Source organism: Clostridium bornimense (assembly GCF_000577895.1).
Lineage (GTDB): Bacteria > Bacillota > Clostridia > Clostridiales > Clostridiaceae > Clostridium_AN > Clostridium_AN bornimense.
Genome location: NZ_HG917869.1, coordinates 24698 through 48758 on the forward strand (window position 1 = coordinate 24698; position 24061 = coordinate 48758).

Sequence of the window (24061 nt, forward strand, 5' to 3'; positions counted from 1 at the left end):
CACATAAATGCGGTTATGCTCATAGAGGATTTATGATTGAGAATTCGCTTTCAACGAGATTTGATACTGCATCAATAACAAAGTTATTTACGGCGGTAAGTGTATTTCAATTAATAGATAAAAAACTTATAAGTTTAGATGATAATGTATTAGATATTTTAGATTTAAAAGATACAAAGATATCTAAAGATGTTACAATATATCATTTATTAACTCATACATCAGGTATAGGTGATGATGCTGATGAAGAAGCAGGGGAATCTTATGAAGATATATGGAAATATAAGCCTAATTATTCTGTTAGAGAACTAGGTGATTTTCTTCGTGATTTTATATATAGAGAACCGAATTTTGAGCCCGGAAAATGATGAAAGATTTGCATATATGGGATTTAGCTTTTGAAATTCAACAATATTTAGGAGTTAAAACAAAATAAATTCATATAAAGTTCTCAAAGATGACACAATTATGCCATGACAAAAATATATATTAGAAGTATAAAGTAGTTAATACTTTTAATGTTTTTTTCATAAACCCTTTTTTAAAAAATCAGTATTGAGGATAGCAAGAACCCCATGTTTGCTATCCTTTTTATTATATTTTTTAGCTGTGATAACTACAAAAAGTGTCCTCGGGGGACACTTAATAATAAATTAATCAAATAATGAATCTCGTTTAATACTTAACATTAAACATTCAAGTTTAGACATCAAATCTTTGCTAAAAAAGAATCGTGTTGATATATATAATTATTTATCAAGAAGGGATCAGTATTGAATAAATATTTTAATTGATAAAATACTAATATTAATATAAAGGTAAAGGTGAAACTATGGATATTTACACAATAGGACATTCAAATTATTCTATGGATCGATTTTTAAATATGCTAGAAAAATATAATATAAATTGCGTTGTTGATACTAGAGCTATACCTTATTCAAAATATAATATTCAATATGATAAGGAATCTTTAAAGGAAGCATTAAATAAAAAAGGCTATGTATATATTTATATGGGAAGAGAGTTAGCGGCAAAAAGAGAAAGTAGAGTTTCTTATAATAATGAGGGCTATTGCGATTTTGAAAAAGCAGTTCATGAAGAATCTTTTATTAAAGGCGTTGAGAGATTGAAGATAGGATGCAGTAAAGGGTATAGAATAGTATTATTAGGAGCAGTTCAAGATCCAATTCGTTGTCAGAGAGGAATTTTATTGGGACGTTACTTGATAAAAAATGGATTTAATGTTAAGCACATTTTAGATGATTATTCTATTGCATCTCAGGAAAATCTAGAGTCAGAATTACTAGATAAATATTTTAGTGATAGGGCGCAAATAACTATGGATTCACTAATAGGAAAAGGTATTGATGAGAGAGAAATGATAGAAGAAGGATATAAACTTGCAAATAAAGAAATAGGATATAGGATTGAGAAGTTAAAGAGTGAATAGGAAAAGAATTAATGAAAGACAGTTTATTTTTAATGAAAAGTTGATATAATAAGTATATAAGAAAAGTCTAGTGCGCTAACACTAGACTTCCTAGAACATTTTTTAGTTTTAGGGCTATTGGATAATTAAATTTAGATTAATTAAGAGATGAGCACTATTCTTGACCGGATGGGTGCTTTTTCTCTTTGTTTTGAATATATATAATAAAACTATATGAGTAAAGTTATGTATGGAGATGATTTAAGATGAAGGATTTTCCTGAGTTTATGAAAAATATTATTAATAAGGTACGATCTGAGCAGTAGAATACTCCGGATATAGAAGGATATGCTTTTTATACCAAAAGGAACTTTGCAAGGTGGAAGATGCAAGGCAGGAACAAGAACAATACACGCTTTTGGTGGTAAACGTATTAAATGATTTTTAAATGTTTGTGATATGAAACTAGGATAATATATATCATTAATAGACAATACAATAAAGGAATATTATAACAAATTAGCGATTGAAAGCTAGTAGCTAAATAGGAATTTGATAGTGAGGAGATATAATTGATTTTAGAAACAGAACGTTTATTTTTAAGAGAAATGGAACAAGCTGATTTCAAGGATTTAGCAGAAATGTTGCAGAATCCAAAAGTTATGTATGCTTATGAGCATGATTTTTCAGATGAAGATGTGCAGGTATGGCTTGATCGTCAAAGAAATCGATATAAAAAATATGGATTTGGACTGTGGGCTATGATATTAAAATCAACAGGGTGCATGATAGGACAAGCAGGTTTAACAATGCAAAAATATAGAGGTAGCGAAGTGCTAGAAATAGGCTATTTGCTAAAACAGGACTATTGGCATTGTGGATACGCAAGAGAGGCTGCAAGAGGTTGTAAAAAATATACTTTTGAACAGCTCAATAAAGAAAAGGTCCATTCTATTATTAAATCAGATAACTGGGCGTCTATGAAAGTTGCCGAGAGTATCGGGATGAAAAAAGAAGATGAGTTTATTACTCAATTTTATAATGGAGATATGTTACATTATCTTTATTCTATATACAAATAAACTCCAATTTGTAAGGTACTTAAAAGGTAAGTTTTAAAATATACGTGACGTAACTTTTGAAATTCATATTAAATTCTTATATTGGACATATAACTGTCACAATACATTGTTATGTTATAACTGTAGTTAATGATAATAATTTAATTTTTTTCAAATCATTTTCCTTTTTATAAAAAGAATGGTCTTTAATGATCATTCTTTTTTGTTATGTATAAAAAGGAAAGTTTGGGGTATGGACCAAACTTTAGTGAACACATAGATTTTTATAGATATAAATAAGACTATATAATTATAAGGATTATATAGAGCATTTGCAGAGGTGAACGTAGGGAAATGGTGAGGTAATTGATAGAAAAAGTTGGAGATAAAAATGTATTAGTATATAATTTAGGTATATTATTACAAATAAGAGCTTAAGAACAAATAAAAAAAAAGGAATTTAAAATAAAAATTATTAATAAATCTATAAGGATGTGAATTGAATTGAAATACGTATTATTAAGTGCTGATAGTGATACATCTGTTTATTTAGTTCCAGATGAAATGGCTAATAACTTAAAAAAATACTGTATAGATTTCTGTAACAAATGGTTGTATCAAAGCTCATATGCAAAAAAATATCATATAGGTGGCAGTGTTTGCTATAACGAAAAGGACTTTATTGAATATGTTAACACATGGATTTTTCCAGATGAGCCATCCGTATTGATTGAAACAATTGGATGGATTAACTCAAAAGCAGATATTCCTGAGAAGTATAGAGAGTGTAAATGGTTCAATTTTTAGTTACACATTTGTTTAATAGTTAAGTAGAAAATTTATATGGAGAATGTTTAATGAAATATTGTTGTACTGAATTAGATAGAAAAAGCACCTGTTATCATGAATTCCAGAAAGGAAAGTTCAATGATTCGTTTTGGGAGAAAGATTCACTTTTAATACACGATGATACTTTTTATGTTTTAAATCTGGCAGATTTATTTTATAGTGTTGTTCCTTCATATGATGAGTCATGAGAAACAGAGATAACTTTAAGTCAATGGAGGGAAATATGCCTTAGAGCATCAGAAATTGGTGGAGAAGTAAAGGCAGCTATAAAAGAAGTAGGTAGTTGGATTAAAACTATTTTTGAAACCTATGATGTATTTACTATTATAGGGGTATAAATTTAGAATTTATAGAGTAATTATAGGAGGGTAAAAGTGAATAGCAAATATGATAAATACATTAATCAATGGAATAATATCTTTTCAAAAGAAATCCCTAAAGTGCCAACAAATCAAAGATCTGGGAATAGAGCTTTAGATAAAGGAATAGAGTGGATTTGTAACGGAACAAAAAGCATTCTTGATTTTGGGTGTGGAAATGGTACTATGTTATTTTTATGTGCATTAAATGGCACAAAATATAACATAGGAGTAGACTTGTCTGAAAAAGCAATTGAAAATGCGCAAATAAGAGCTAAACAAATGAGTAAAGGGGAATATCGTTTTATACAAGGAAGTATAGATGCATTAGAAAGTATATCTGATTCATCTTTTGATGCTATTATTTTATTTAATATTATTGATAACTTATATCCAGAGGACGCGGAAGTATTAATTAAGGAAGTTGAAAGAATTTTATGTAGCAATGGTAAGCTTTTAGTAAAGTTAAATCCTTATATAACACTAGATCAAATAATAGAATGGGATTTAAAAGTAATAAAAGACAATTTACTTGATGATGGATTAATTTTATTAAATAATACAACAGAGAAGTGGAAGAATTTTTTTAGTATAAAGTTTAATATATGTAAATATAATGAGATTTATTATCCTGAATTTGAACAAACTAATAGAATGTTCTGGTTGACTAAAAAGTAATAGATTATTCATATCAAAACAAATTCTAAATTTGTAAGATAGGCTAAATCAACTTAAAAAAAGTGTAAGGAAGTTTAAAGGTGCTAATATGAAGATAGAAATGTTAAAAGATTATCCAGAGTTTGTTGAAGAAGTAGTAGAGTGGCTGAACAATGAATTCGGAAATAGAAATAGTTTAAAATTTTATCAGGGAATTATCGAGCATAGTTTGGTAGAAAATCAATTACCAATTACATTTATAGCAGTAGAAAATGGTGTGCTATTGGGAACTGTTGGAATTTGGCGAGGGGATTTACTTTCACGTCAGGAATTATATCCATGGCTTTCTGCGTTGGTTGTCAATCCAAATTATCGAAATAAAGGTATTGGACAAAGTTTGCAAAAGCATGTGTTGGAATATTGTAAGATGAGTGGATATAAAGAAATATTTTTATATACAGAGTTAGATGGATATTATGAAAAAAGTGGTTGGATACCATTTGACAAAGGATATGAGTATACCGGAAGTGAAGTCTGTATTTACAGGCAAAGTATATAAATTACCATTTTATAAAGTGATTTTAGATATGGTTTGAAATATACGTGACGTAACTTTTGAAATTCATATTAAATTCTTATATTGGACATATAACTGTCACAATATATTGTTATATTATAATTGTAGTTAATGATAATAGTTAATTTTTTTCAAATCATTTTCCTTTTTATTTAAAGAATGGTCTTTAATGATCATTCTTTTTTGTTATGTAGAAAAAGGAAATATAATAATACAGAGTATTTAAATGATTCAACTGTAAGTTGAATTATTTTCGCAACTTCCCTTATTTGGTTATTGTTGCAATCAGTGGTAGTGGGTTATTATAAAATAGAAACGGAGGTATTTTATATGCTTAATAGTATTAAAGTTGGCAATTTTATAATGAATAAGCGTAAAGAATTAGGAATGACACAGCAACAATTGGCAGATAAATTGAAGGTTTCTTTTCAAGCAGTATCAAAGTGGGAAAATGGTATAACTTATCCTAATATAGAAATTTTATATGAGTTAGCAATTACACTAAATGTAACTGTAGATGAAATATTAGTAGGTAGTGAAAAAGAAACCGAAGGGTTGTCATATAGTAAGGCAGGTATTGATATAACATATACTGATACAATTAAGAGAGAAATGGCAAAGCATTTAGAAACAAGTGATGTTAGAGTTTTGAATGGGCTTGGACCATTTGCATCTTTGTATGATATTAATTTTCCTAGGATAAATGAACCAGTACTTGTTTTGAAATCAGAAGAACCTGGTTCAAAGCAAAAGTTAGCAATGGAGTTCGGATACACAGAATCAATTTGTCATGATATGATTAATCATTTGGTAAATGACATTGTGGTGATGGGAGCAAAACCATTAGCAGTATTAGATACAATTGTTTGTGGAAAAGCTGAAAGAGATACGATAAAAACCTTGGTAAAAGGTGTAGCGGATGCCTGTAGAGAAAATGAATGCTTTTTAGTAGGCGGGGAAACATCGATTCAACCATTAGTTGTGGATTCTGGAGTATATGTTTTAACTTCAAGTATCGTCGGTATTGTAGAAAAATCAAAGGTCATTGATGGATCTAAGATTGAAGATGGTGATGTGGTTTTAGCTATTGCTTCTAATGGGTTGCATACCAATGGATATTCGCTAGTAAGATTATTAATGGATAAGATGCCACAAATTAAGCTAGATAAAATAGACGGATTAACATTTATAGAGCAGATTATGAAACCTCATACTCCATATTATAAAGCAATAAAAGAATTGTTTTCAGAAGATGTGATACATGGAATGGCACATATTACTGGTGGTGGAATTGAAGGAAATTTATGCAGAATAATGCCAGATGGATTAAGTGCTAAAATAGATTTGTCAAAGCTACAAGTATTAAATATATTTAAATATATTCGTAACAATGGAAATATAAGTGACGAGGAAATGTTACATACATTTAATTGTGGCGTTGGATTCAATGTGGTAGTATCGCAAAAGCATAAAGATACAGTAATAAATCATATTAAGAAATATTATAATTGTTATGAAATTGGTAAAATAGAAAAAGGCGATGCGAAGATAGTATTTGAGAATAGATTAAATTGGGTATAGTACATTGTATATATAAACAATAATAGGAGAGTAAAGTGGTAACAGTGGTGAATGGAGAGAACTTGTGCAGTTATGAAGTTATAAATAGAAGGTATTGGTATTAAAGGTTGTTGGCGTATAATATAGGTATATTATTACAAAGTAGCGTTTAAAATCTAGTAGATAAATGGAAATTTGTAGGTGAGGAAATGAAGAAGATATATCTTATTGGTGGCACAATGGGAGTGGGAAAAACTACGACATGTCAACTCTTGAAAAAAGAATTGCATAATAGTATTTTTCTTGATGGGGATTGGTGTTGGGATGCTAATCCGTTTCAAGTTACAGAAGAAACTAAAACAATGGTATTAGATAATATATGTTATTTACTGAATAATTATATTCATTGTTCAGCGTATGAAAATATTATATTTTGTTGGGTTATGCACGAACAGAGCATAATCGATAGCATTCTCAACAGAATTGATACAGAAAACTGTATTGTAAAAGTTATATCCCTTGTTTGCGATGAAGATGTTCTCAAAAAGAGAATTGAGAGAGATATTAATGAAGGTATCCGTACAGATAGAGTCATTGAAAGATGCGTTGAAAGAATTTCACTATATCAAGGATTGAAGACCATAAAAATTGATACATCAAACAAAAGTGCGGGAACTATCGTCAAGGAAATTTCAGTTATGTAAATTCCAATTTGTAAGTTAGAATAAATTAACTTTAATAAGGAAGTTCGAGGTATATTTTGAGTGAATTTTAAAATATACGTGACGTAACTTTTGAAATTCATATTAATTCTTAATCTGGTCATAAATTTATCACAAAGGATTGATATATTATAATTGTAGTTAATAATAGTTAGTTTTTTAATCATTTTCCTTTTTATATAGAAGAGTGGTCTTTAATGATCATTCTTTTTTGTTATGTAGAGAAAGGAAACTTTGGTGTATAATATAGGTATATTATTACAAATTAGTATTTAAGATCTAGTAGAAAAATAGGAATTTGAGAAAAAGGTGTAAAAATGATTAGAAGGGCAAAAAATACAGATATTAGCACTATTGAAGAGATATTGTTTGATGCAGTTATATGGATGAAATCTAATGGTATTTCAAATCTTTGGAGTCTAGAAAGTGTAAAATGGGTTGCCTTATCGAGAGAGTATAAAATTGATGATTTCTATATTTATTTTTATAAAAATAAACCTGTTGCATGTATGGCGATAACAAATAAAGATTCAAAGTATTGGCCTAATGTAGAAGAAAATTCATCTTTATATTTGCATAAGTTAGCAGTGAAAAAGGAATTTAGAGGAAAGGGGATTTCTAAAGAGATGATTGATTTTATAAAAGAAAAAGCATATGCAGAAAAAATTAATGAGATAAGACTTGATTGTAATGCAAATGAAAGAAAGTTATGTAAATTGTATGAAGCGCAAGGGTTTAAATATGTAGAAAGTGTTTTAGGGAGCAAAGATTATAATTTAGCATTATATGTTTGTTATTTGAAATAAAAAAATATATAACATTCTTACAAACTAGAATCTGTAGAGGGAATAATATTGTTTATTAGAAAATACATGCTATTGAATTGTAAACATTTGGCGGAGTCATTCTATCAAACGGTTCATATGGTAAACGCTAAAGATTATACAAATGAGCAATTAGATGTATGGGCAACTGGTAACGTAAATCTGAAAGAATGGGATAATTTATAGGAGAAAAGTGTATATGAGAAGTGAAAAAGAGATGTATGAATTAATATTAAGTATTGCTAATAATGATAAGAGAATACATGCAGTATATATGAACGGATCTAGAGTAAATAAAAATATAAAAAGTGATATTTTTCAAGATTATGACATTGTATATGTTGTAAATGAAACTAATAGCTTTATTGAAGATAAAAAATGGATTGAAAATTTTGGGGAAATACTTTATATGCAATATCCTGATGAATCTCCATATTGTCATAGTAATAAAGAAAAATCTTATGGATGGCTTATGCAGTTTGCAGATGGAAATAGAATTGATTTGCATGTAGAGACTATTGAAAGTGCTAAGGAAAATATTTTTAGTGATAAATTATGTAAGATATTATTGGATAAGAGTGATATTTTGCCACAAATTCCTGAAGCTACTGATAAAGATTATTGGATAAAAAGACCTAATAAAGAGGAATATGTTGCTACATGTAATGAATTTTGGTGGTGCTCAAATAATATTGCCAAGGGATTATGGAGAAAAGAGATTCCATATATACAAGATATGGCTAATTTTATTGTAAGAAAACAATTGGAAAAAATGCTTTCTTGGAAAGTTGGTATAATTACAGAGTTCTCGGTGAGTGTTGGAAAATCAGCAAAATATATGTACAAGTGGTTAGATAAAACCGATTGGGAATCATATCTTGCAACTTATTTAAGTAGCAATATTGAGGAGATTTGGGAAAATGTAATGAGAATGTGTGATTTATTTGAAAACACAGCTATTTTTGTAGGTAAAGAATTAGGATATGAGTATAATTCTTTAGAGGGAAGAAAAGCTAGGGAGTTTTTGAAACATGTCAGACAATTATCAAAGGATGCTAGTGAAATTTATTAATAAAAGTATTAATCTTATAAATTCCAATTTGTTAAATGGGGGCTTAGTATGAATAGAATAGGAATAATTGGAGCAATGAGCATTGAAGTAGATTTCATTAAGAGTAAAATGACATTTATAGATGAAAAAAGATATGCAGGATTTAACTTCTATTTAGGTAAATATAAAAACTTAGATATTGTATTAACTATATGTGGAATTGGTAAAGTAAATGCTTCAAGTTGCACACAAATACTAATTGATAGATTCAATGTTTCCAAAATTATTAATACAGGTATTGCTGGAAGCTTAAATGATGATGTGAAATTATGTGATATAGTTATATCAGATAACGTTACATATCATGATGTAAGGCAAATCCAAATGATAAGTTGCTATCCTTACAAGGAATTTTTTTGTGCTAATAAAGAACTGATTAATTTAGCAATTAGAGCATATCAAAATATATGCCCTAAAGAAAATAACTATCATATAGGAAGAATTGTATCAGGTGAATCATTTATATCTGACAAAAATTTAAAGCAAGCTATTATAGAATCTTATAATCCATATTGTGTAGAGATGGAAGGTGCAGCTATAGGACATGTAGCTGAAATTAATGATGTCCCTTTTGTAATAATAAGAAGCATATCAGATAATGCTGATGAAAATGCCACAATAAGTTATGAAGAGTTTGAGAAAATATCAGCTAATATTTCAGCTAAATTAGTATTAAAGATGTTAGAGTTGTTAATTACTGAATAAATGACACCTACAAGATAAATTCTAATTTGAAAGGTACTTAAAAGGTTTGTTTTAAAAAATACGTGACGTAACTTTTGAAATTCATATTAAATTTTTATATTGGACATATAACTGCCACAATATATTGTTATATTATAATTGTAGTTAATGATAGTTAGTTTTTTAATCATTTTCCTTTTTGTATAGAAGAGTGGTCTTTAATGATCATTCTTTTTTGTTATGTAGAGAAAGGAAACTTTGGTGTATTGATAAAAACTTTAGAGAACACATATATTTTTATAGTTATAAATAAGATTATATATAATTAAGTTTTTATAAAATATTATTAGATATATAAAGCTCAGGGAAGCTTATAAGTATAGGAATTATATAGAACAGTAGCAGGGTGAACGTAGAAAAACCGGTGTGGTTATAAATAGAAGATATTGGAATCGAAAAAGTTGTTGATGTATAATATAGGTATATTATTACAAATTAACGTTTGAAATTCAGTAAATAATCAAGAATTCATGGGAGGGGAAGACATATGACACATATTGATAAAGCTAAAGAACTGTTTGAACAAAAGTATCATTGTTCACAAGCTGTACTTGCTGCTTTTGCAGAAGAATTAGGATTGACTGAAAAACAAGCACTCAAATTAGGTGGTTGTTTTGGAGGTGGAATGTGTAAAGGCGAAGTGTGTGGTGCTTGTACAGGTGCATTAATGGCATTAGGATTGAAACATGGTCAATGTGAAATTGAAGATTTAGATAGCAGATTAAAAACTAATGATGTTACAGTAAAGTTTCTAGAATTATTTCGTGAGGAAAATGGTTCATATATATGTAAAGAATTATTGGGATGTGACTTAGCAACTCCAGAGGGTAAAGAATACGCTAAAGAACATAATTTGTTTACTGATTTTTGCCCGCACATGGTAGTTTCTGCTGTGAAAATAGCAGAACAACTTTTGGAGGAATAAAACTATTTATGATACATGAGATGGCACATATTACTGGTGATGTAATTAAAGGAAATTTATGCAGAATAATACCTGATGGATTAAGTGCTAAATAGGTATATTATTATAAATCAACGTTTAAGATCTAGTAGATAAATAGGAATTTGTAAAGGAGAAAATAGTATGAGAAAAACAATTTTATTTGTAATTTTGCAACAATATGCAGATTGGGAAGCAGCATATATCACATCCGCAATAACGATGTTAGGACAGGGACAGTATGAGATAAAAACTGTATCGTTATCGAAAGATGCTGTTCAGTCAATAGGTGGCTTTAGAGTATTACCAGATTATGATATTGCATCTATTCCAAACGATTATGAAGCCGTAGTTTTAATTGGTGGAATGACATGGAGAAATGAAAATGCACAACAGGTCAAAACACTTGTAGAGGACTGCTATCAAAACGGAAAAGTATTGGGCGGTATTTGTGATGCTTCTGCTTTTTTAGGTACAGTCGGTGTTTTGAATGACGTAACTCATACAAGTAATGATTTGAATGACCTAAAACAATGGGCTGGTTCCATTTATACAGGGGAAACAAAGTATATTGCAAAACAGGCAGTTAGGGATAAAAATGTAATAACAGCTAATGGTACAGCAACTATGGAATTTGCAAAAGAGATTTTGCTCGCCTTAAATGTTGCAAGTGAAGAAAAGATAGTGGAGTGGTATAATTTTCACAAATTAGGATTTTATACTGCGCCTATGCCTAAAATGTAAATTAGAATCTGTAGAGGGAAATAATATTGTTTATTAGAAAATACATGTCATTGGATTGTGAATATTTGGCAGATTTATTTTATAGTGTTGTTCCTTCATATGATGAGTCAGTAGAAACGGAGATAACTTTAAATCAATGGAGTGAAATATGTTTTAGAGCATCAGAAATTGGTGGAGAAATAAAGGTTGTTATAGATGAAATAGATAGCTGGACTAAAAGTACTCTTAAATCTGATAATGTGTTTACTATTTTAGGGGTATAAATTTAGAATTTGTAGAATAATTATAGGAAGATAAAAGTGAATGAGAAATATGATAATAGCCTTAATCAATGGAATAATATTTTTTCAAAAGAAGTTCCTAAAGTGCCAACAAATCAAAGCTATGGGAATAAAGCTTTAGATAAAGGAATAGACTTGTCAGAAAAAGCAATTGAAAGTGCACAAACTAGAGAGAGGAATATTAAATGATAAAATTGAAGTTTGTGTTAGCGCAAAAAGAAGATTTAGATAATGTGCTAGCTATGGTTACAGATGCTATTAATGAAATGAATAGAAATGGTATTGATCAATGGGATAACATATACCCAGATAGGAATATACTTGAAGATGACATAATAAAAAAACAATTATATATAGGTTTATCTGGGAAAAATATTGTATCTGCCTATGTGTTAAATCAAGAATGTGATGAACAGTATGCTAATGGCGCATGGAAGTATCCTGATTCTACATATTATGTGATTCATAGATTATGTGTCAATCCAATGTTTCAAAATAAAAAAATTGGAACATTAACAATGATGCATATAGAAGATGAGGTTCGAAAAATTGGAATAGATACAATTAGATTAGATACATTTACTTTAAATCCATATGCTATAAAGTTATATGAAAAGTTAGAGTATTCAAAAGTAGGACTTGCCCATTGGAGAAAGGGGAAATTTTATCTTATGGAGAAAAAACTTAAGTAATTTGTAAGGTAGTTTAAAGGTAAGTTTTAAAATATACGTGACGTAACTTTTGAAATTCATATTAAATTTTTATATTGGACATATAACTGCCACAATATATTGTTATATTATAATTGTAGTTAATAATAGTTAATTTTTTTCAAATCATTTTCCTTTTTATTTAAAGAATGGTCTTTGAGGATCATTCTTTTTTATTATGTAGAAAAAGGGTAGCTACAGTGAAAATAGCTAGCTCCTTTTCTATTACAAAGTATTTATAGAAATTGTGTAATAGGATATAATTTTAGTATAGTAATAAAAATTATTAAAACAGATATGGATTTCAATTAAGGAGAATATATATGATATTATATCATGCAAGCGGAGAAGTTGTTGAATTTCCTGAAATAAGGAAAAGTAGATATACAAAAGATTTTTCATGGGGATTTTATTGTACTAATAATTTTGAACAAGCAAAAAAATGGGCTAAAAGAAATAGAGATTTCCCAACAATTAATTATTATGAGTTTGAAGAAAAAGAAAATTTAAAAATATTAAAATTTAATGAAATGACAGATGAATGGCTTGATTTCATAGCAGAATGTCGTAATGGATTAGTGCATGATTATGATATTGTAGAAGGTCCTATGGCTGATGATACTGTTTGGAATTATGTTAATGATTTTCTAGCAGGTGATATATCAAGAAATGTATTTTGGGAACTTGCAAAATTTAAGCATCCAACACATCAAATTAGTTTTCATACATTAAAAGCGTTAGATTGCTTAAAGTTTGAAAGGAGTGAAGTATTAGATGAATGAAAAGGAGAAAAATGATTTATTTTATGTATGTTCATTAATAGAATTTTTAGGGAGAAAGACAAAAAATCATAGAAGTGATATTGTTAAGATATTAGGAATTAAAGAACTTAAAAGGCAAATGTCTTTAGCAGAAGTTAATCATTGTCTTTCATTTGAACAGGTATCGGATGAATTGATAGAGTATTTTAATATAAAAGATGGAGAATTTGATTCTGTTGAATCATGTAAGTACACAGTTCCTAGTTTTTTAGCAATAGGGAAAGAGTATCAAAGATTGATTAATGATGTAAGAGAAGATGAAGAAGATATTATATGTGTACTATATAATGTGTTTACATCATTTATAAGTGATGAAATTTCAGATTTTAATTCATCTGTATATTATAGTAATCCTCAGTACTTAAAATATAGTTATCTTGAAGGTAAGTTGCTTACATAATGAAAAAGTTACTACACTTGTACTAGCTGTTATTTTTATTAAATTTTATAGATAAAGTCTACTTACAAACATCAGATGAATTAATAAACAAAATTTGTTATTATATTTTATGTAATAGTAAAAATGATTTAAAATTAACATGTAAATTATTGTTATAGTATTGAAATTTTAAGTATTATAATAGGTAGAAATGAAAATAATTCTGTTTACAAGTAAGTACATGAGATATAAAGGGGTGATAAATAGTGGTAAAAAAAGTTGAGAATACAAAGTATGTTGAACATATTTTTAATGATTGTGAAGATACTATTGTTTGGTCATGCTTACAGGGAGTTATGGGAGAAATTTATGTGGAGAATGATAAAAATCCAACTTCATCAATGGCTATACTTGGAGATTTTATTTTCTTTGCTGGAGAACCAAAAGAAGAAATAGTTTTATATAAACCTGAGAGATGTAAACAGGATTTTATAATCATGGTTCCTACAAATGATAGTTGGGGAGAATGCATTGAGCAATGTTATAAAGATAAAGCTAAAAAAGTATGTCGCTATGCTACTAAAAAAGAACCTAATATATTTGATAAAAAGAAGTTAGAGCAAATAGTAGATACATTACCGCAGGATTATGAAATGAAATTAATAGATGAAGATATTTATTATAAATGTAGAGAGCAAAACTGGTGCAAAGATTTAGTATCTCAATATGAAGATTATAATTTTTATTATAATTATGGATTAGGTGTTGCTATACTAAAGGATGGAGAATTAGTTTCGGGAGCATCGTCATACTCAAGATATGAAGGTGGAATTGAAATAGAAATTGATACAAATGAGAAATATAGAAGAAAAGGACTTGCTTATATTTGTGGAGCAAAATTAATATTGGAATGTTTAAAGAGAAATTTATACCCTAGTTGGGATGCTCAAAATAAATGGTCATTAGCGTTAGCAGAAAAACTAGGATATCATTATAGTCATACTTATAATGCATATGAAATATGGGGGTATTTATAAATTATGTATTATAATGATAACATAAATGCAATAAAATTTTATCAAAAACGTGGTTTTGATATGATTAAAATATACCATAATGCTATTGAAGAATCACGAAAGTTGAAGCCTATAATTCCACTGATTGGTAATTATGGTATACCTATAAAGCATGAAATAGAATTCCAAAAATTAATTTAGAAGTTAGTACACTTGTACTAGCTTTTTATTATAGAAAAAATATTTATAGAAATAGAATAATAGGATATAATCTAGATAATAAAAAGTATGAGGTGGATAAAATGAGAGGATTACTTGACCCAAAAGTAGATTTTGTATTTAAAAATATCTTTGGATCACCTAAGCATCCTAGAATATTAATATCTTTTTTAAATGCAACATTAAACCCAGTAAATAAAATAACAGGTGTTGAAATAAAAGGTACAGATTTAGAAAAGCAATTTATTGATGATAAATATTCAAGATTAGATGTTAAAGCAACAACTAATAATAATGAAATAATTAATATAGAGATACAGTTAAAGAATGAATATAATATGATTCAAAGAAGTCTTTATTATTTAAGTAAGATGTATGAGGAACAGCTTGGTGAAGGGGAAGAGTATTCAAAATTGAATAGGACAATATGTATTAATATTCTTAACTTTAAATATCTAAAGACTGAAAAATTTCATACAGGATATAGACTTAAAGAAATAGAAACTAATGAAGAACTTACAGATATAATAGAAATGCACTTTATTGAGATTCCAAAGCTTTCAAATGAATCTGATGAAAAAGACATGCTCATGGCATGGACAGAATTTTTAAGAGATCCTGAAAGTGAAAAAGTTAGAAGTCTTGAGATGAGTATAGAAGAGATAAGAGAAGCAAAGGATGAACTTGTTCGCATGAGCAATGATGAAAAACAGCGAGAAATATATGAAATGAGAGCTAAGATACTAAAAGATAAGGTAAGTGCACTAAATGAAGCTGAAAGAAAAGGGGTAGAAAAAGGAATTCAGCAAGGAATTCAACAAAAAAGCATAGAAATCGCAAAGAATCTTTTAGATATACTAGATGATGAAACAATTGCAACTAAAACAGGATTAAGTATAGATGTAATAAAAAAGTTGAGATAAACTTTTATAAATAAAGTTATTAAAGGTATAAAGTGAACTATAAAAATAATCTTAATCAATAATTAAAATGATTAAGATTATTTTTTTATTGTTCCTCATTTTCTGCATTTTGAATTTGGATAAAGGCATCAAGTCTAAGAAGATTTGCAAAAACACTTATCAAATATGAAATTGAAACCGCTTCATAAGGGGTTATATTAATATTTGATTCTCTTACTGAATTTAGAAATTCCTTTTCTTCAAGTCTTTTTACTGAAACAATGTAGAGTGTTATATACCCCAATAATACAAGCCTTTGACCATTAACAATAATTTGTTCAGGAGTTTCGTTTCCGTTAGATATACCTAATACTTCTAAGGTATCGACTTGGGCAGAATTGACGTAATAAAGGTACCCTAGTGATAATAGTGCGGCACCTAGTTTCTCGAAGCCAGCTAAATTTAAACCTATGTTTTTTATGAATTGGTCAATATAATCTGTAGTATCAGACAAATGACTCCCCCAAAAAAAATCTTTAATTTAATATATGCGATATTTAAATAAAGTTGTATTATTTCTTAAATTATATATTGCTAGATTATGTAGATGAAATGCGTGTGTAGGTCAATGATATAATCTGCTATAGAATTGCTTAAGTAATATACTAATGAATAGTAGACTTATAAAATACTAATAATATATTGGATGAAAATATATTATTAGGAGGAAATAGAGATGTTTGAACACAAGAAACAATTGTTACATGAGGTTAAAGTTGAAAGACCAAATCCTCAATATGCTGTATTAATGCAAGAGCAATTAGGGGGAGGAAATGGTGAACTTAAAGCTGCTATGCAGTATATTTCTCAAAGTTTTAGAATAAAAGATCCAGAAATAAAAGACTTATTTTTAGATATTGGAGCAGAAGAATTAAGCCATATGGAAATGGTGGCTCAAACTATTAATTTATTAAATGGTCATGATGTAAATAATGAAAAGGTAGATAATGGAGAAATTCAAACACATGTTCAATGTGGGCTATCTCCTGTTTTAATAAATTCATCTGGTGCACCATGGACAGCAGATTATGTAACTGTTACAGGAGACTTAGTTGCTGATTTATTATCTAATATTGCATCAGAACAAAGGGCAAAGGTTGTTTATGAATATCTTTATAGACAAATAGATGATAAAGAAGTAAGAGCAACTATTGACTTTTTACTTAATAGAGAAGAAGCTCATAATGCTTTATTTAGGGAAGCACTAAATAAAGTGCAAAAGAGTGGATCAAATAAGGATTTTGGAGTCACTGAAGATTCTAAGCTATATTTCGATTTATCAACTCCAGGTCCATCTCATGAAGCTCCTAATCCAACACCACCTTCTTTTGAAAATCCTAGAAGATAAGAGATACATAGTATTCAAAAGGGCTGTCGCATTAACGAATAGAAATTTGTATGCGATAGCTCAATTTTTATATCTTAAATTCAAATTTATAGCATATAGTTTCTTTCTTTATTATAGAAAAAATATTAATAAGGTCTTAGAAAATCAGCAGAACACTGAAGATATTGAAGGGTATTATTATACTGCAAAGGATGGAAGTCAAATGGCATTTTGGACATGTTTTACTGATAGAATTTCTAAAGAACATATTCATGATTATGATGAATATATGGTGTGTTTAAGCGGGGAACATTAAAATTAACGATTTATTAATATATAAGTTATAAGGTGATGATAATAACAAAAAGTAATCGTTTTATTTATCAAAAAACCATTTTTATTGGGTAAAATAATAAAAATTGATAAATCAAGAAGGAATATTATCATTAATTGGAGAAATAAAGAAAATAAAGACATAATATTGAAGTGGTAGGAGGTATTTAAAATGGCTTTATATAATATTATTGGTCCAATTATGGTAGGACCAAGTAGTTCTCATACTGCCGGTGCAGTGAGAATTGGTTTAATGGCGAGGACATTATTAAAAGAAGAACCTGTTTGTGGAGAAATTCTTCTTCATGGTTCATTTGCAAAGACTGGTGAAGGGCATGGAACCAATAAAGCTATAGTAGCGGGTCTTCTTGGTATGAAACCAGATGATGTACGTATACCTGATAGTTATGAAATAGCTAAAGAGCAAGGTTTTTCATTTTCAATAGGTACAACTACAATAAAGAATGCTCATCCCAATACAGTATTGATTAAGTTGAGGGGTGCTAATGGTCGTGAGATAGAGGTGCAATCATCTTCTGTTGGCGGTGGTAGCATTATGGTTAATAAGATAGATGGTATTGATGTAAATTTTAATGGGGAAACTCACACATTAATTGTTCATAATTTAGATGAACCAGGTCATGTAGCGGTGGTGGCTTCTACATTATCACGGTATTCTGTAAATATAGCAACTATGCAACTTTATCGTGAACGTCGTGGTGCAAACGCTGTTATGGTTTTAGAAACAGATCAACCTATTCCAGATAAGGTGGTTGAATTTTTAGAAAATGTCGATGGGATTATTAAAGTAACTTATTTTAATGGTATGTAAAGATAAAAATATTTTCATATATAGGATTAGACAAGAGGAGGTAATAATATGGCACTATCTTTAAACGACATATTAATTTGGTGTGAAGAAGAAGGAAAAGAATTTTGGCAATATATGCTTTATGATGATATGAGAGAACGTGGAATAACAATGGAGGAATCTTTCCATAAGATGGAAGACACTTTTGATGCTATGTGTCATACTATTAATACTTACAAGATTGAGCGTATGTCAGCTAGTGGATTAGTAGGATCAGATGGAGGTATTTTAGAAAAGTATCAAAATGAATCAGAAGAAAATTTAAATAAGCAAGGTAAAAAGCCAGCATTATGTGGAAGTTTTATGGCTGATGCTATGGTAATAGCATTAAAAATGGCTGAATCTAATGCTTGCATGAGAAGAATTGTAGCAGCACCTACAGCTGGATCTTGTGGAGTAATTCCAGCGGTATTAATACCATATTATGAAGCTAAGTTAGCATCTAAAGAGGATATAGTAAAGGCACTTTTTGTATCTGGTGCTATTGGGCAAGTTATAGCAGATAGAGCTTCTATTAGTGGGGCTCAGGGCGGATGTCAAGCTGAAATAGGCTCAGCATCAGCTATGGCTGCAGGAGCATTAACTTTTCTTCAAGGTGGAGATGCAAAACAAATTTGTAATGCTGCAGCATTAGCACTTAAAGGATTATTAGGTCTTGTATGTGATCCCGTTGCTGGTTTAGTAGAAATTCCATGTGTAAAAAGAAATGTTATTGGAACAGTCAACGCTGTTTCATGTACAGATATGGCAATAGCGGGAGTTGAAAGTAAGATACCACCAGATGAAGTTATTGATGCCATGGGAGAAGTTGGAGATAAAATGGATGCATCATTAAAAGAAACAGCTCTTGGAGGATTAGCTGTAACACCTACAGCAATAAAGATTGCAAAGGAAGCAGGGCTAGAAAGCGAATAAATTATATTGGGGACATCTTCAATAATAGGCAAAGAAGTTTATTGCCACTATCTGTTTTAGAAGAATGGTAGAAGAAATTATGGAGTGAGGCTTGAAAATTTCCTTAGAAAAATGTAAAAGGTATTTCTTCATAGGTATTAATATGAAGAAGTACCTTTCGTATTCTTAAATATGTTGTTTTTTACTTGTCCAATTTATTATTAATGTACATCCAATTCCTATAATAATAGCTATAGGTACTAGTATTATAGGAACCAATATTGGTTCGCCAAAGAAATTAATAGTATCATAGAATTTGAAAAGGTTAGGTGATTCTAATAAATTTGTAACATTGATATAACGTATAAATCGTAGTATTTCATTGGAACTATTTATTAATATTAATAGCTTTGGGATGGAGTAGATCAGCACACTTAATGCAAGAGTTATCATACTATTTTTAGTAATTAACGATAACATCATAATAACTATACTAAATATAATCACACCTAATAAAAGTAATACTAATGAAATTAAGTACATCTCTATTACTGTCATATCATATGGTGAGTATTTATATAAGTGATTTAATGCTAGTGTACCACCTTCAAATCCATTAATTATTCCATTTAATAATAGGAGAAATACTGTTGCAATATATACAATTAAACTATAAATAAGCCCTGCTATTATTTTAGCTTTAGGAAACTTTGAGCGGCTTAGCTTTGTACTTAATAGAACTGGTGCACAATCTTTTTCAAAGTCTTCACTGAAAATTGTGGATAGCCCTAAAATTAACATTATTAATGTCGTTACACCCATTAGAAGATTTGAGCAAATAGAGTTCCATGACCCCATATATTTATAAGAGGGTGTATCTAATTTACTTAGCATATTTTCAGCCTTTTTTAGATCTTTATATTTGTAAGTGTTTGTATCACCAGCAGATTCTAGTGACTTAATTTTAGATACAATTTCATCATAGCTATATCTTTCATTAGATATAGAGTAATATATATTACTTTGTACTGGATAATCAATTCTTAGAATATTATTTAGAAAATACTCTTCTTTTGTAAGGTCAGTACTTTCTTTATATTCTATTCTTTCAAGATCAATTGATAAATCTTTTTCAGTATAGTTAGGGTTTTCATATTTTAAAGCTATTTTCTTTAAGTTATTGTTGCTACCGTAGTGAATTTTATTAGAGATATAAGTTGTTGTTGGCAATAGTATTAGATATAATATTAAAATTATTGTTGTAACTTTTATTATCGGTTTTGATATTATTTTGTATAATTCAAATTTGATTAAATCTAACATAACCTTTGCCTCTTTCCCAATTTATATATTACTATTGGCAATATTATAAGTAAAACAGTCATGGCAACTATAGCTATATAAGGATAAATCATTGCATTACCAAATATGTTGAAAGTAATAAATTTTCCGAAAATAGAGGCAGCTCTTATTAGTTCTGCAAAACTTAATCCACATATAATGTTTAATATCATTTCTGGCAATGGTAATCCTGCTAAAAGAGCAGGTACAAAATAAAGTCCAAGGCTTACTGCAAAACTTATCATATTACTTTTTATTAATAAAGAAACGAGCATAATTGCAAGAGCAAATATAATTGTAGCAACAAAACTTATTGCAAGAGTAGATAAGTAATATTCTATTATTGTAATATCATATGGAGTGCTTGAAAATTTTTCTAAAGTATTTAAAGGTAAGTTACCATTTTTTAATCCTATTGTTAACGATGGAATAAAGTAGAGTAAAGATACAAAAATAAATACTACAGTAGCATATATAACTCCAGCTAAGATTTTTGACATAGTTAATTTTCTTTTGCCGTTCTTAGTACTTAGTAATAATGGAGCTATATTACTAGAATATTCAGAAGAAAAAATTCCAGCAAGACCAAGCACTAATAGCATTAGTTTCATAGTACCAGCAACATTGAAATCGAGAAGAAGATACCAAACCCCTGTATATTTATATTGAGATTTAGGTAATTTACTTATCATTTCATCGGCTTTTTCAAATGCATTGTATTCATATGAATTTTTATCTAATTTTGAAAGTTCTTCTTTGATTTCAGAATGGGTATAGTATTTATTCATTACTAAATAAGTAGGTTCATTTTCTGTTGGGTAATTATATTGCATATAGTAGTCAATAAAATTTTCTCTTTTGGTTAATTCCTCATTATTTTTTTTCTTTTTTTCTATAGTTTTAACTTCATTTTGAAATTGTGATACGGTATATTTATCGCCTTCAAATTGAGAAGCTAAGGTTTTCATATTTTCTTTTCCACCAAAGTCTTTTCTTATTTGATTATATGTTATCATTTGTGGCAAAACTATAAACACTGCTACAAGTATAGCAAGTAGATATAATATTTTTTTGTGAAAAATTTTACTAAGTTCAAATTTAATTAATTCTATCATAATCACTTGCTCCTTCCTTAAAGTAGTATAAGAATACATCTTCTAGATTTGGTTCTTCAATATTACAATTGATAGAAGGCTTGTCATCTCCAACTATTCTTACTAATATATCTGAACCTTCTCTTATCATACTAGCTATTTTATATTTGTTGTTTATTTCATAAAGTAATTCATCATTGATTTTTGCTGTCCACACTTTTCCTTTAATTTTTGCTAATAAATCAGAAGGCTTTTCTTTATCAATAAGTTGTCCATTTTTCATTATTAATATCTCATTAGCTATAAATTCAATATCTGAAACGATATGAGTGGAAAGAATTATAATTTTATCCTTAGAAATATTAGCTATAAGGTTTTTAAATCTTATTCTTTCATTGGGGTCTAAGCCTGCTGTGGGCTCATCTAATATTAAAATTTTAGGATCATTTAGTAATGCTTGAGCAATTCCAAGCCTTTGTAACATTCCACCAGAGAAGCCCCCTACTTTCCTATTTTTATCAGATTCCAAATTTACGAAAGATAATAATTCATTAATTTTCTCTTTAGCAATTCTTTTATCAATACCTTTTAATGCAGCGATATAATCTAAATATTTTTTAGCAGTAAAGTTTTTATAAAAACCGATATCTTGTGGGAGATATCCAACTAAATCTCTATAGTCATCATCTAATATATTTTTATCTTTACCATCTACATAGATAGCACCTTTTGTAGGTTTTACTACATCAGCTAACATTCTCATTAATGTAGTTTTTCCAGAACCATTAGGACCCAGTAATCCATATATTCCATTTTCTAATGTAGTAGTAAAGTTATTTACAGCAGTTTTATCTTTAAATTCTTTTGTAATTGAATCAATTCTTAATTCCATAACATTTCCTCTCCTTCAAAAGTAATAGTTGTACAATAAAATTTGTAAAGTGAATAAGAAAATATCATCAGTGATATTATTATTGTAATTGTCAATGAAACAACTTTTGCTGCTTCTAAGTAAGGAATAATAAAAGTTTTACTAGAGCCAATTATAGTAATCCATACTATTAATGAAGTTATAATTGAACTATTATTATTTAGCTTTGTTAATAGTAACAGATTTATAGAAGATACTATAGAAATAGGTACTATTATTGAAAATAACATTTTACATAGTATATATCCCGATGTACCATATCCGCATATAATAAATAATGCTATATTAATTATTGCTGAAAAAGATGTAATTATAGTAAGTCGTGCTAAAATGATATTGCTGTAAGAGAATTTAAAACTTTTTTCTAACTCCCACATATTATTCTGGGTGCTTTTCACTATTTGAAACATTCCCAAAATCATTGGTACTGGGGATATAATCATTAAAGTATTATATAGATTTAGATTGTATTGCATGGAAAATGCTAATGATATAGCAACAAATATTGTAGCTGCAATAAAGTAAGATTTATTAATATAGGTTACTTCATTTTTTATTAAGGTTATCATTACACTTTTTGTTTTCTTAGGAGGCATATATTTTCTTAGTGAATCTATAGTACTATCAATCATTTCTTCGGGAACTTTTTCAGTAGTATATGAATTTAAAAATTCTGATATTTCATTGTCAAAATAATCATCATCTAGCATGTCTATTTTTTTCATGAATTCCACCTCCAAGATACTTTTTTAAATTTTTTATTCCACTAAATAGTCTAGATTTGATGGTGTTTTCCATATCACCAGTAATATTACTAATTTCTTTTATCTTAAGATCATGGTAATACTTAAGTATAATTGCTTCTCTCTGCAATGTAGGTAAGTTATCAATGGCAGATTTGACAAGAATACGATCTTCTTTTATTTCTAATAGATCAATAATATTTTCATCAGATTTTATTTCCACTTCATTGATATCAGAAAATTCATTTCTTTGTTTATAAATTGATGTCCTAAAATAATCCCTGCAATGATTACTGGAGATTTTTAATATCCATGATTTAAAATTACCTTTTTTACAATCATATCTATTTAGGCTTTTCATCATTTTAATAAATATTTCTTGTGTAAGATCATAGGATAGGTTGTAATCTCCAGTAAGCCTATATACAAAGCTATGTACCATAGAGTAATGCCTTTTTACTAATAGTTCCATGGCAGCTTGGTTTCCATAGATAATTTCTTTAATAAGTTCATTATCTGATTGTCCCATCGATTCAACTCCTTTCACTTATATAAC

Annotated in this window: 29 protein-coding genes and 2 pseudogenes; 25 read left to right on the top strand and 6 right to left on the bottom strand. The window is 28.5% G+C overall.

Annotated features, from left to right (window positions below):
* Positions 1 to 11 precede the first annotated feature (11 nt).
* The 22 genes and pseudogenes from CM240_RS13440 to CM240_RS13540 all read left to right on the top strand — a co-directional run.
* A pseudogene (locus CM240_RS13440) lies at positions 12 to 368 on the top strand (serine hydrolase domain-containing protein); the annotation flags it as partial.
* A 464-nt stretch (positions 369 to 832) separates the two neighbouring features.
* On the top strand, positions 833 to 1453 hold the full coding sequence (locus CM240_RS13445) for a DUF488 domain-containing protein (protein WP_044040020.1): 621 nt from the start codon (positions 833 to 835) through the stop codon (positions 1451 to 1453).
* A 324-nt stretch (positions 1454 to 1777) separates the two neighbouring features.
* Positions 1778 to 1873, top strand: a pseudogene (locus CM240_RS18220) (cupin domain-containing protein); the annotation flags it as partial.
* A 131-nt stretch (positions 1874 to 2004) separates the two neighbouring features.
* Complete coding sequence (locus tag CM240_RS13450; RefSeq protein WP_044040021.1) at positions 2005 to 2514, top strand: GNAT family N-acetyltransferase; 510 nt, start codon at positions 2005 to 2007, stop codon at positions 2512 to 2514.
* 483 nt (positions 2515 to 2997) lie between these two features.
* The gene (locus CM240_RS13455; protein WP_044040022.1) at positions 2998 to 3300 is read left to right on the top strand and encodes a hypothetical protein; all 303 of its coding nucleotides are present in this window, start codon (positions 2998 to 3000) and stop codon (positions 3298 to 3300) included.
* 416 nt (positions 3301 to 3716) lie between these two features.
* Complete coding sequence (locus CM240_RS13465; protein ID WP_051483858.1) at positions 3717 to 4379, top strand: class I SAM-dependent methyltransferase; 663 nt, start codon at positions 3717 to 3719, stop codon at positions 4377 to 4379.
* An 88-nt stretch (positions 4380 to 4467) separates the two neighbouring features.
* Complete coding sequence (locus CM240_RS13470; RefSeq protein ID WP_044040023.1) at positions 4468 to 4917, top strand: GNAT family N-acetyltransferase; 450 nt, start codon at positions 4468 to 4470, stop codon at positions 4915 to 4917.
* Between the two features lie 348 nt (positions 4918 to 5265).
* Positions 5266 to 6516 (top strand): phosphoribosylformylglycinamidine cyclo-ligase, encoded by a 1251-nt coding sequence (gene purM, locus CM240_RS13475; RefSeq protein WP_044040024.1) that lies wholly within the window; start codon positions 5266 to 5268, stop codon positions 6514 to 6516.
* A gap of 188 nt (positions 6517 to 6704) precedes the next feature.
* Entirely contained in the window at positions 6705 to 7199 is a 495-nt protein-coding gene (locus CM240_RS13480) for an AAA family ATPase (protein ID WP_044040028.1), read from the top strand.
* A gap of 335 nt (positions 7200 to 7534) precedes the next feature.
* Entirely contained in the window at positions 7535 to 8023 is a 489-nt protein-coding gene (locus CM240_RS13485) for a GNAT family N-acetyltransferase (protein WP_044040030.1), read from the top strand.
* Between the two features lie 217 nt (positions 8024 to 8240).
* A complete protein-coding gene (locus CM240_RS13490; protein ID WP_044040032.1) occupies positions 8241 to 9113 on the top strand; it encodes an aminoglycoside 6-adenylyltransferase in 873 nt (290 codons plus the stop codon).
* Between the two features lie 48 nt (positions 9114 to 9161).
* Complete coding sequence (locus tag CM240_RS13495; RefSeq protein WP_044040035.1) at positions 9162 to 9857, top strand: 5'-methylthioadenosine/adenosylhomocysteine nucleosidase; 696 nt, start codon at positions 9162 to 9164, stop codon at positions 9855 to 9857.
* Positions 9858 to 10383: 526 nt separating this feature from the next.
* Positions 10384 to 10821, top strand: a complete 438-nt coding sequence (locus CM240_RS13500; RefSeq protein WP_044040037.1) for a C-GCAxxG-C-C family protein — start codon at positions 10384 to 10386, stop codon at positions 10819 to 10821.
* A 162-nt stretch (positions 10822 to 10983) separates the two neighbouring features.
* Positions 10984 to 11583 (top strand): DJ-1/PfpI family protein, encoded by a 600-nt coding sequence (locus CM240_RS13505; RefSeq protein ID WP_044040039.1) that lies wholly within the window; start codon positions 10984 to 10986, stop codon positions 11581 to 11583.
* Between the two features lie 26 nt (positions 11584 to 11609).
* A complete protein-coding gene (locus CM240_RS13510; RefSeq protein WP_051483859.1) occupies positions 11610 to 11846 on the top strand; it encodes a hypothetical protein in 237 nt (78 codons plus the stop codon).
* 36 nt (positions 11847 to 11882) lie between these two features.
* Complete coding sequence (locus tag CM240_RS17580; protein ID WP_156930597.1) at positions 11883 to 12053, top strand: hypothetical protein; 171 nt, start codon at positions 11883 to 11885, stop codon at positions 12051 to 12053.
* Positions 12050 to 12556, top strand: a complete 507-nt coding sequence (locus CM240_RS13515; protein WP_044040040.1) for a GNAT family N-acetyltransferase — start codon at positions 12050 to 12052, stop codon at positions 12554 to 12556. Before CM240_RS17580 ends, CM240_RS13515 begins: the two co-directional genes overlap by 4 nt.
* 344 nt (positions 12557 to 12900) lie before the next feature.
* Complete coding sequence (locus tag CM240_RS13520) at positions 12901 to 13356, top strand: DUF3990 domain-containing protein (protein WP_044040674.1); 456 nt, start codon at positions 12901 to 12903, stop codon at positions 13354 to 13356.
* Positions 13349 to 13795 (top strand): hypothetical protein, encoded by a 447-nt coding sequence (locus CM240_RS13525; protein ID WP_044040041.1) that lies wholly within the window; start codon positions 13349 to 13351, stop codon positions 13793 to 13795. Before CM240_RS13520 ends, CM240_RS13525 begins: the two co-directional genes overlap by 8 nt.
* Positions 13796 to 14040: 245 nt before the next feature.
* On the top strand, positions 14041 to 14811 hold the full coding sequence (locus CM240_RS13530) for a GNAT family N-acetyltransferase (RefSeq protein ID WP_084485515.1): 771 nt from the start codon (positions 14041 to 14043) through the stop codon (positions 14809 to 14811).
* 3 nt (positions 14812 to 14814) lie between these two features.
* Positions 14815 to 14991: a hypothetical protein gene (locus CM240_RS17585; RefSeq protein WP_197537949.1), complete on the top strand. Its 177-nt coding sequence runs from the start codon at positions 14815 to 14817 to the stop codon at positions 14989 to 14991.
* A 101-nt stretch (positions 14992 to 15092) separates the two neighbouring features.
* The gene (locus tag CM240_RS13540; RefSeq protein ID WP_044040044.1) at positions 15093 to 15932 is read left to right on the top strand and encodes an Rpn family recombination-promoting nuclease/putative transposase; all 840 of its coding nucleotides are present in this window, start codon (positions 15093 to 15095) and stop codon (positions 15930 to 15932) included.
* 85 nt (positions 15933 to 16017) lie between these two features.
* Here CM240_RS13540 and CM240_RS13545 read toward each other — a convergent pair whose 3' ends face one another.
* Positions 16018 to 16425 carry a hypothetical protein gene (locus tag CM240_RS13545; RefSeq protein WP_044040045.1) on the bottom strand — a complete coding sequence of 136 codons (408 nt, stop codon included), beginning with the start codon at positions 16423 to 16425 and terminating at the stop codon, positions 16018 to 16020.
* A gap of 222 nt (positions 16426 to 16647) precedes the next feature.
* On the opposite strand from CM240_RS13545, the gene CM240_RS13550 reads away from it, so the two are divergent.
* The 3 genes from CM240_RS13550 (at position 16648) to sdaAA (ending at position 19417) form a co-directional block, all read left to right on the top strand.
* On the top strand, positions 16648 to 17319 hold the full coding sequence (locus CM240_RS13550; protein WP_044040046.1) for a manganese catalase family protein: 672 nt from the start codon (positions 16648 to 16650) through the stop codon (positions 17317 to 17319).
* Positions 17320 to 17803: 484 nt separating this feature from the next.
* A complete protein-coding gene (gene sdaAB / locus CM240_RS13560; RefSeq protein ID WP_044040048.1) occupies positions 17804 to 18463 on the top strand; it encodes an L-serine ammonia-lyase, iron-sulfur-dependent subunit beta in 660 nt (219 codons plus the stop codon).
* 48 nt (positions 18464 to 18511) lie between these two features.
* On the top strand, positions 18512 to 19417 hold the full coding sequence (gene sdaAA / locus CM240_RS13565; RefSeq protein ID WP_044040049.1) for an L-serine ammonia-lyase, iron-sulfur-dependent, subunit alpha: 906 nt from the start codon (positions 18512 to 18514) through the stop codon (positions 19415 to 19417).
* Positions 19418 to 19582: 165 nt separating this feature from the next.
* Here the strand turns inward: sdaAA and CM240_RS13570 are convergent, their stop codons facing one another.
* Genes CM240_RS13570 through CM240_RS13590 form a run of 5 tightly spaced genes read right to left on the bottom strand, consistent with a single transcriptional unit; the run spans position 19583 to position 24034 of the window.
* Positions 19583 to 20719, bottom strand: a complete 1137-nt coding sequence (locus CM240_RS13570; RefSeq protein ID WP_044040051.1) for an ABC-2 transporter permease — start codon at positions 20717 to 20719, stop codon at positions 19583 to 19585.
* Positions 20713 to 21852 carry an ABC transporter permease gene (locus tag CM240_RS13575; protein WP_044040052.1) on the bottom strand — a complete coding sequence of 380 codons (1140 nt, stop codon included), beginning with the start codon at positions 21850 to 21852 and terminating at the stop codon, positions 20713 to 20715. The genes CM240_RS13570 and CM240_RS13575 overlap by 7 nt, the downstream gene beginning before the upstream one ends.
* The gene (locus CM240_RS13580; protein ID WP_044040054.1) at positions 21836 to 22723 is read right to left on the bottom strand and encodes an ABC transporter ATP-binding protein; all 888 of its coding nucleotides are present in this window, start codon (positions 22721 to 22723) and stop codon (positions 21836 to 21838) included. The genes CM240_RS13575 and CM240_RS13580 overlap by 17 nt, the downstream gene beginning before the upstream one ends.
* Positions 22714 to 23487, bottom strand: coding sequence for a hypothetical protein (locus CM240_RS13585; RefSeq protein WP_044040056.1), 774 nt, complete (start codon positions 23485 to 23487; stop codon positions 22714 to 22716). Before CM240_RS13585 ends, CM240_RS13580 begins: the two co-directional genes overlap by 10 nt.
* Positions 23462 to 24034, bottom strand: a complete 573-nt coding sequence (locus CM240_RS13590; RefSeq protein WP_044040057.1) for an RNA polymerase sigma factor — start codon at positions 24032 to 24034, stop codon at positions 23462 to 23464. The genes CM240_RS13585 and CM240_RS13590 overlap by 26 nt, the downstream gene beginning before the upstream one ends.
* Positions 24035 to 24061 lie beyond the last annotated feature (27 nt).

Coding starts and splice junctions, on each gene's coding strand:
- CM240_RS13570 (WP_044040051.1), bottom strand. CDS start 20,719: ATGTTAGATTTAATCAAATTTGAATTATACAAAATAATATCAAAACCG.
- sdaAB (WP_044040048.1), top strand. CDS start 17,804: ATGGCTTTATATAATATTATTGGTCCAATTATGGTAGGACCAAGTAGT.
- CM240_RS13470 (WP_044040023.1), top strand. CDS start 4,468: ATGAAGATAGAAATGTTAAAAGATTATCCAGAGTTTGTTGAAGAAGTA.
- CM240_RS17585 (WP_197537949.1), top strand. CDS start 14,815: ATGTATTATAATGATAACATAAATGCAATAAAATTTTATCAAAAACGT.
- CM240_RS13505 (WP_044040039.1), top strand. CDS start 10,984: ATGAGAAAAACAATTTTATTTGTAATTTTGCAACAATATGCAGATTGG.
- CM240_RS13495 (WP_044040035.1), top strand. CDS start 9,162: ATGAATAGAATAGGAATAATTGGAGCAATGAGCATTGAAGTAGATTTC.
- CM240_RS13550 (WP_044040046.1), top strand. CDS start 16,648: ATGTTTGAACACAAGAAACAATTGTTACATGAGGTTAAAGTTGAAAGA.
- CM240_RS13590 (WP_044040057.1), bottom strand. CDS start 24,034: ATGGGACAATCAGATAATGAACTTATTAAAGAAATTATCTATGGAAAC.
- CM240_RS13540 (WP_044040044.1), top strand. CDS start 15,093: ATGAGAGGATTACTTGACCCAAAAGTAGATTTTGTATTTAAAAATATC.
- CM240_RS13515 (WP_044040040.1), top strand. CDS start 12,050: ATGATAAAATTGAAGTTTGTGTTAGCGCAAAAAGAAGATTTAGATAAT.
- CM240_RS13575 (WP_044040052.1), bottom strand. CDS start 21,852: ATGATAGAATTAATTAAATTTGAACTTAGTAAAATTTTTCACAAAAAA.
- CM240_RS13490 (WP_044040032.1), top strand. CDS start 8,241: ATGAGAAGTGAAAAAGAGATGTATGAATTAATATTAAGTATTGCTAAT.
- CM240_RS13500 (WP_044040037.1), top strand. CDS start 10,384: ATGACACATATTGATAAAGCTAAAGAACTGTTTGAACAAAAGTATCAT.
- CM240_RS13580 (WP_044040054.1), bottom strand. CDS start 22,723: ATGGAATTAAGAATTGATTCAATTACAAAAGAATTTAAAGATAAAACT.
- CM240_RS13480 (WP_044040028.1), top strand. CDS start 6,705: ATGAAGAAGATATATCTTATTGGTGGCACAATGGGAGTGGGAAAAACT.
- CM240_RS13445 (WP_044040020.1), top strand. CDS start 833: ATGGATATTTACACAATAGGACATTCAAATTATTCTATGGATCGATTT.
- CM240_RS13585 (WP_044040056.1), bottom strand. CDS start 23,487: ATGAAAAAAATAGACATGCTAGATGATGATTATTTTGACAATGAAATA.
- CM240_RS13525 (WP_044040041.1), top strand. CDS start 13,349: ATGAATGAAAAGGAGAAAAATGATTTATTTTATGTATGTTCATTAATA.
- purM (WP_044040024.1), top strand. CDS start 5,266: ATGCTTAATAGTATTAAAGTTGGCAATTTTATAATGAATAAGCGTAAA.
- sdaAA (WP_044040049.1), top strand. CDS start 18,512: ATGGCACTATCTTTAAACGACATATTAATTTGGTGTGAAGAAGAAGGA.
- CM240_RS13485 (WP_044040030.1), top strand. CDS start 7,535: ATGATTAGAAGGGCAAAAAATACAGATATTAGCACTATTGAAGAGATA.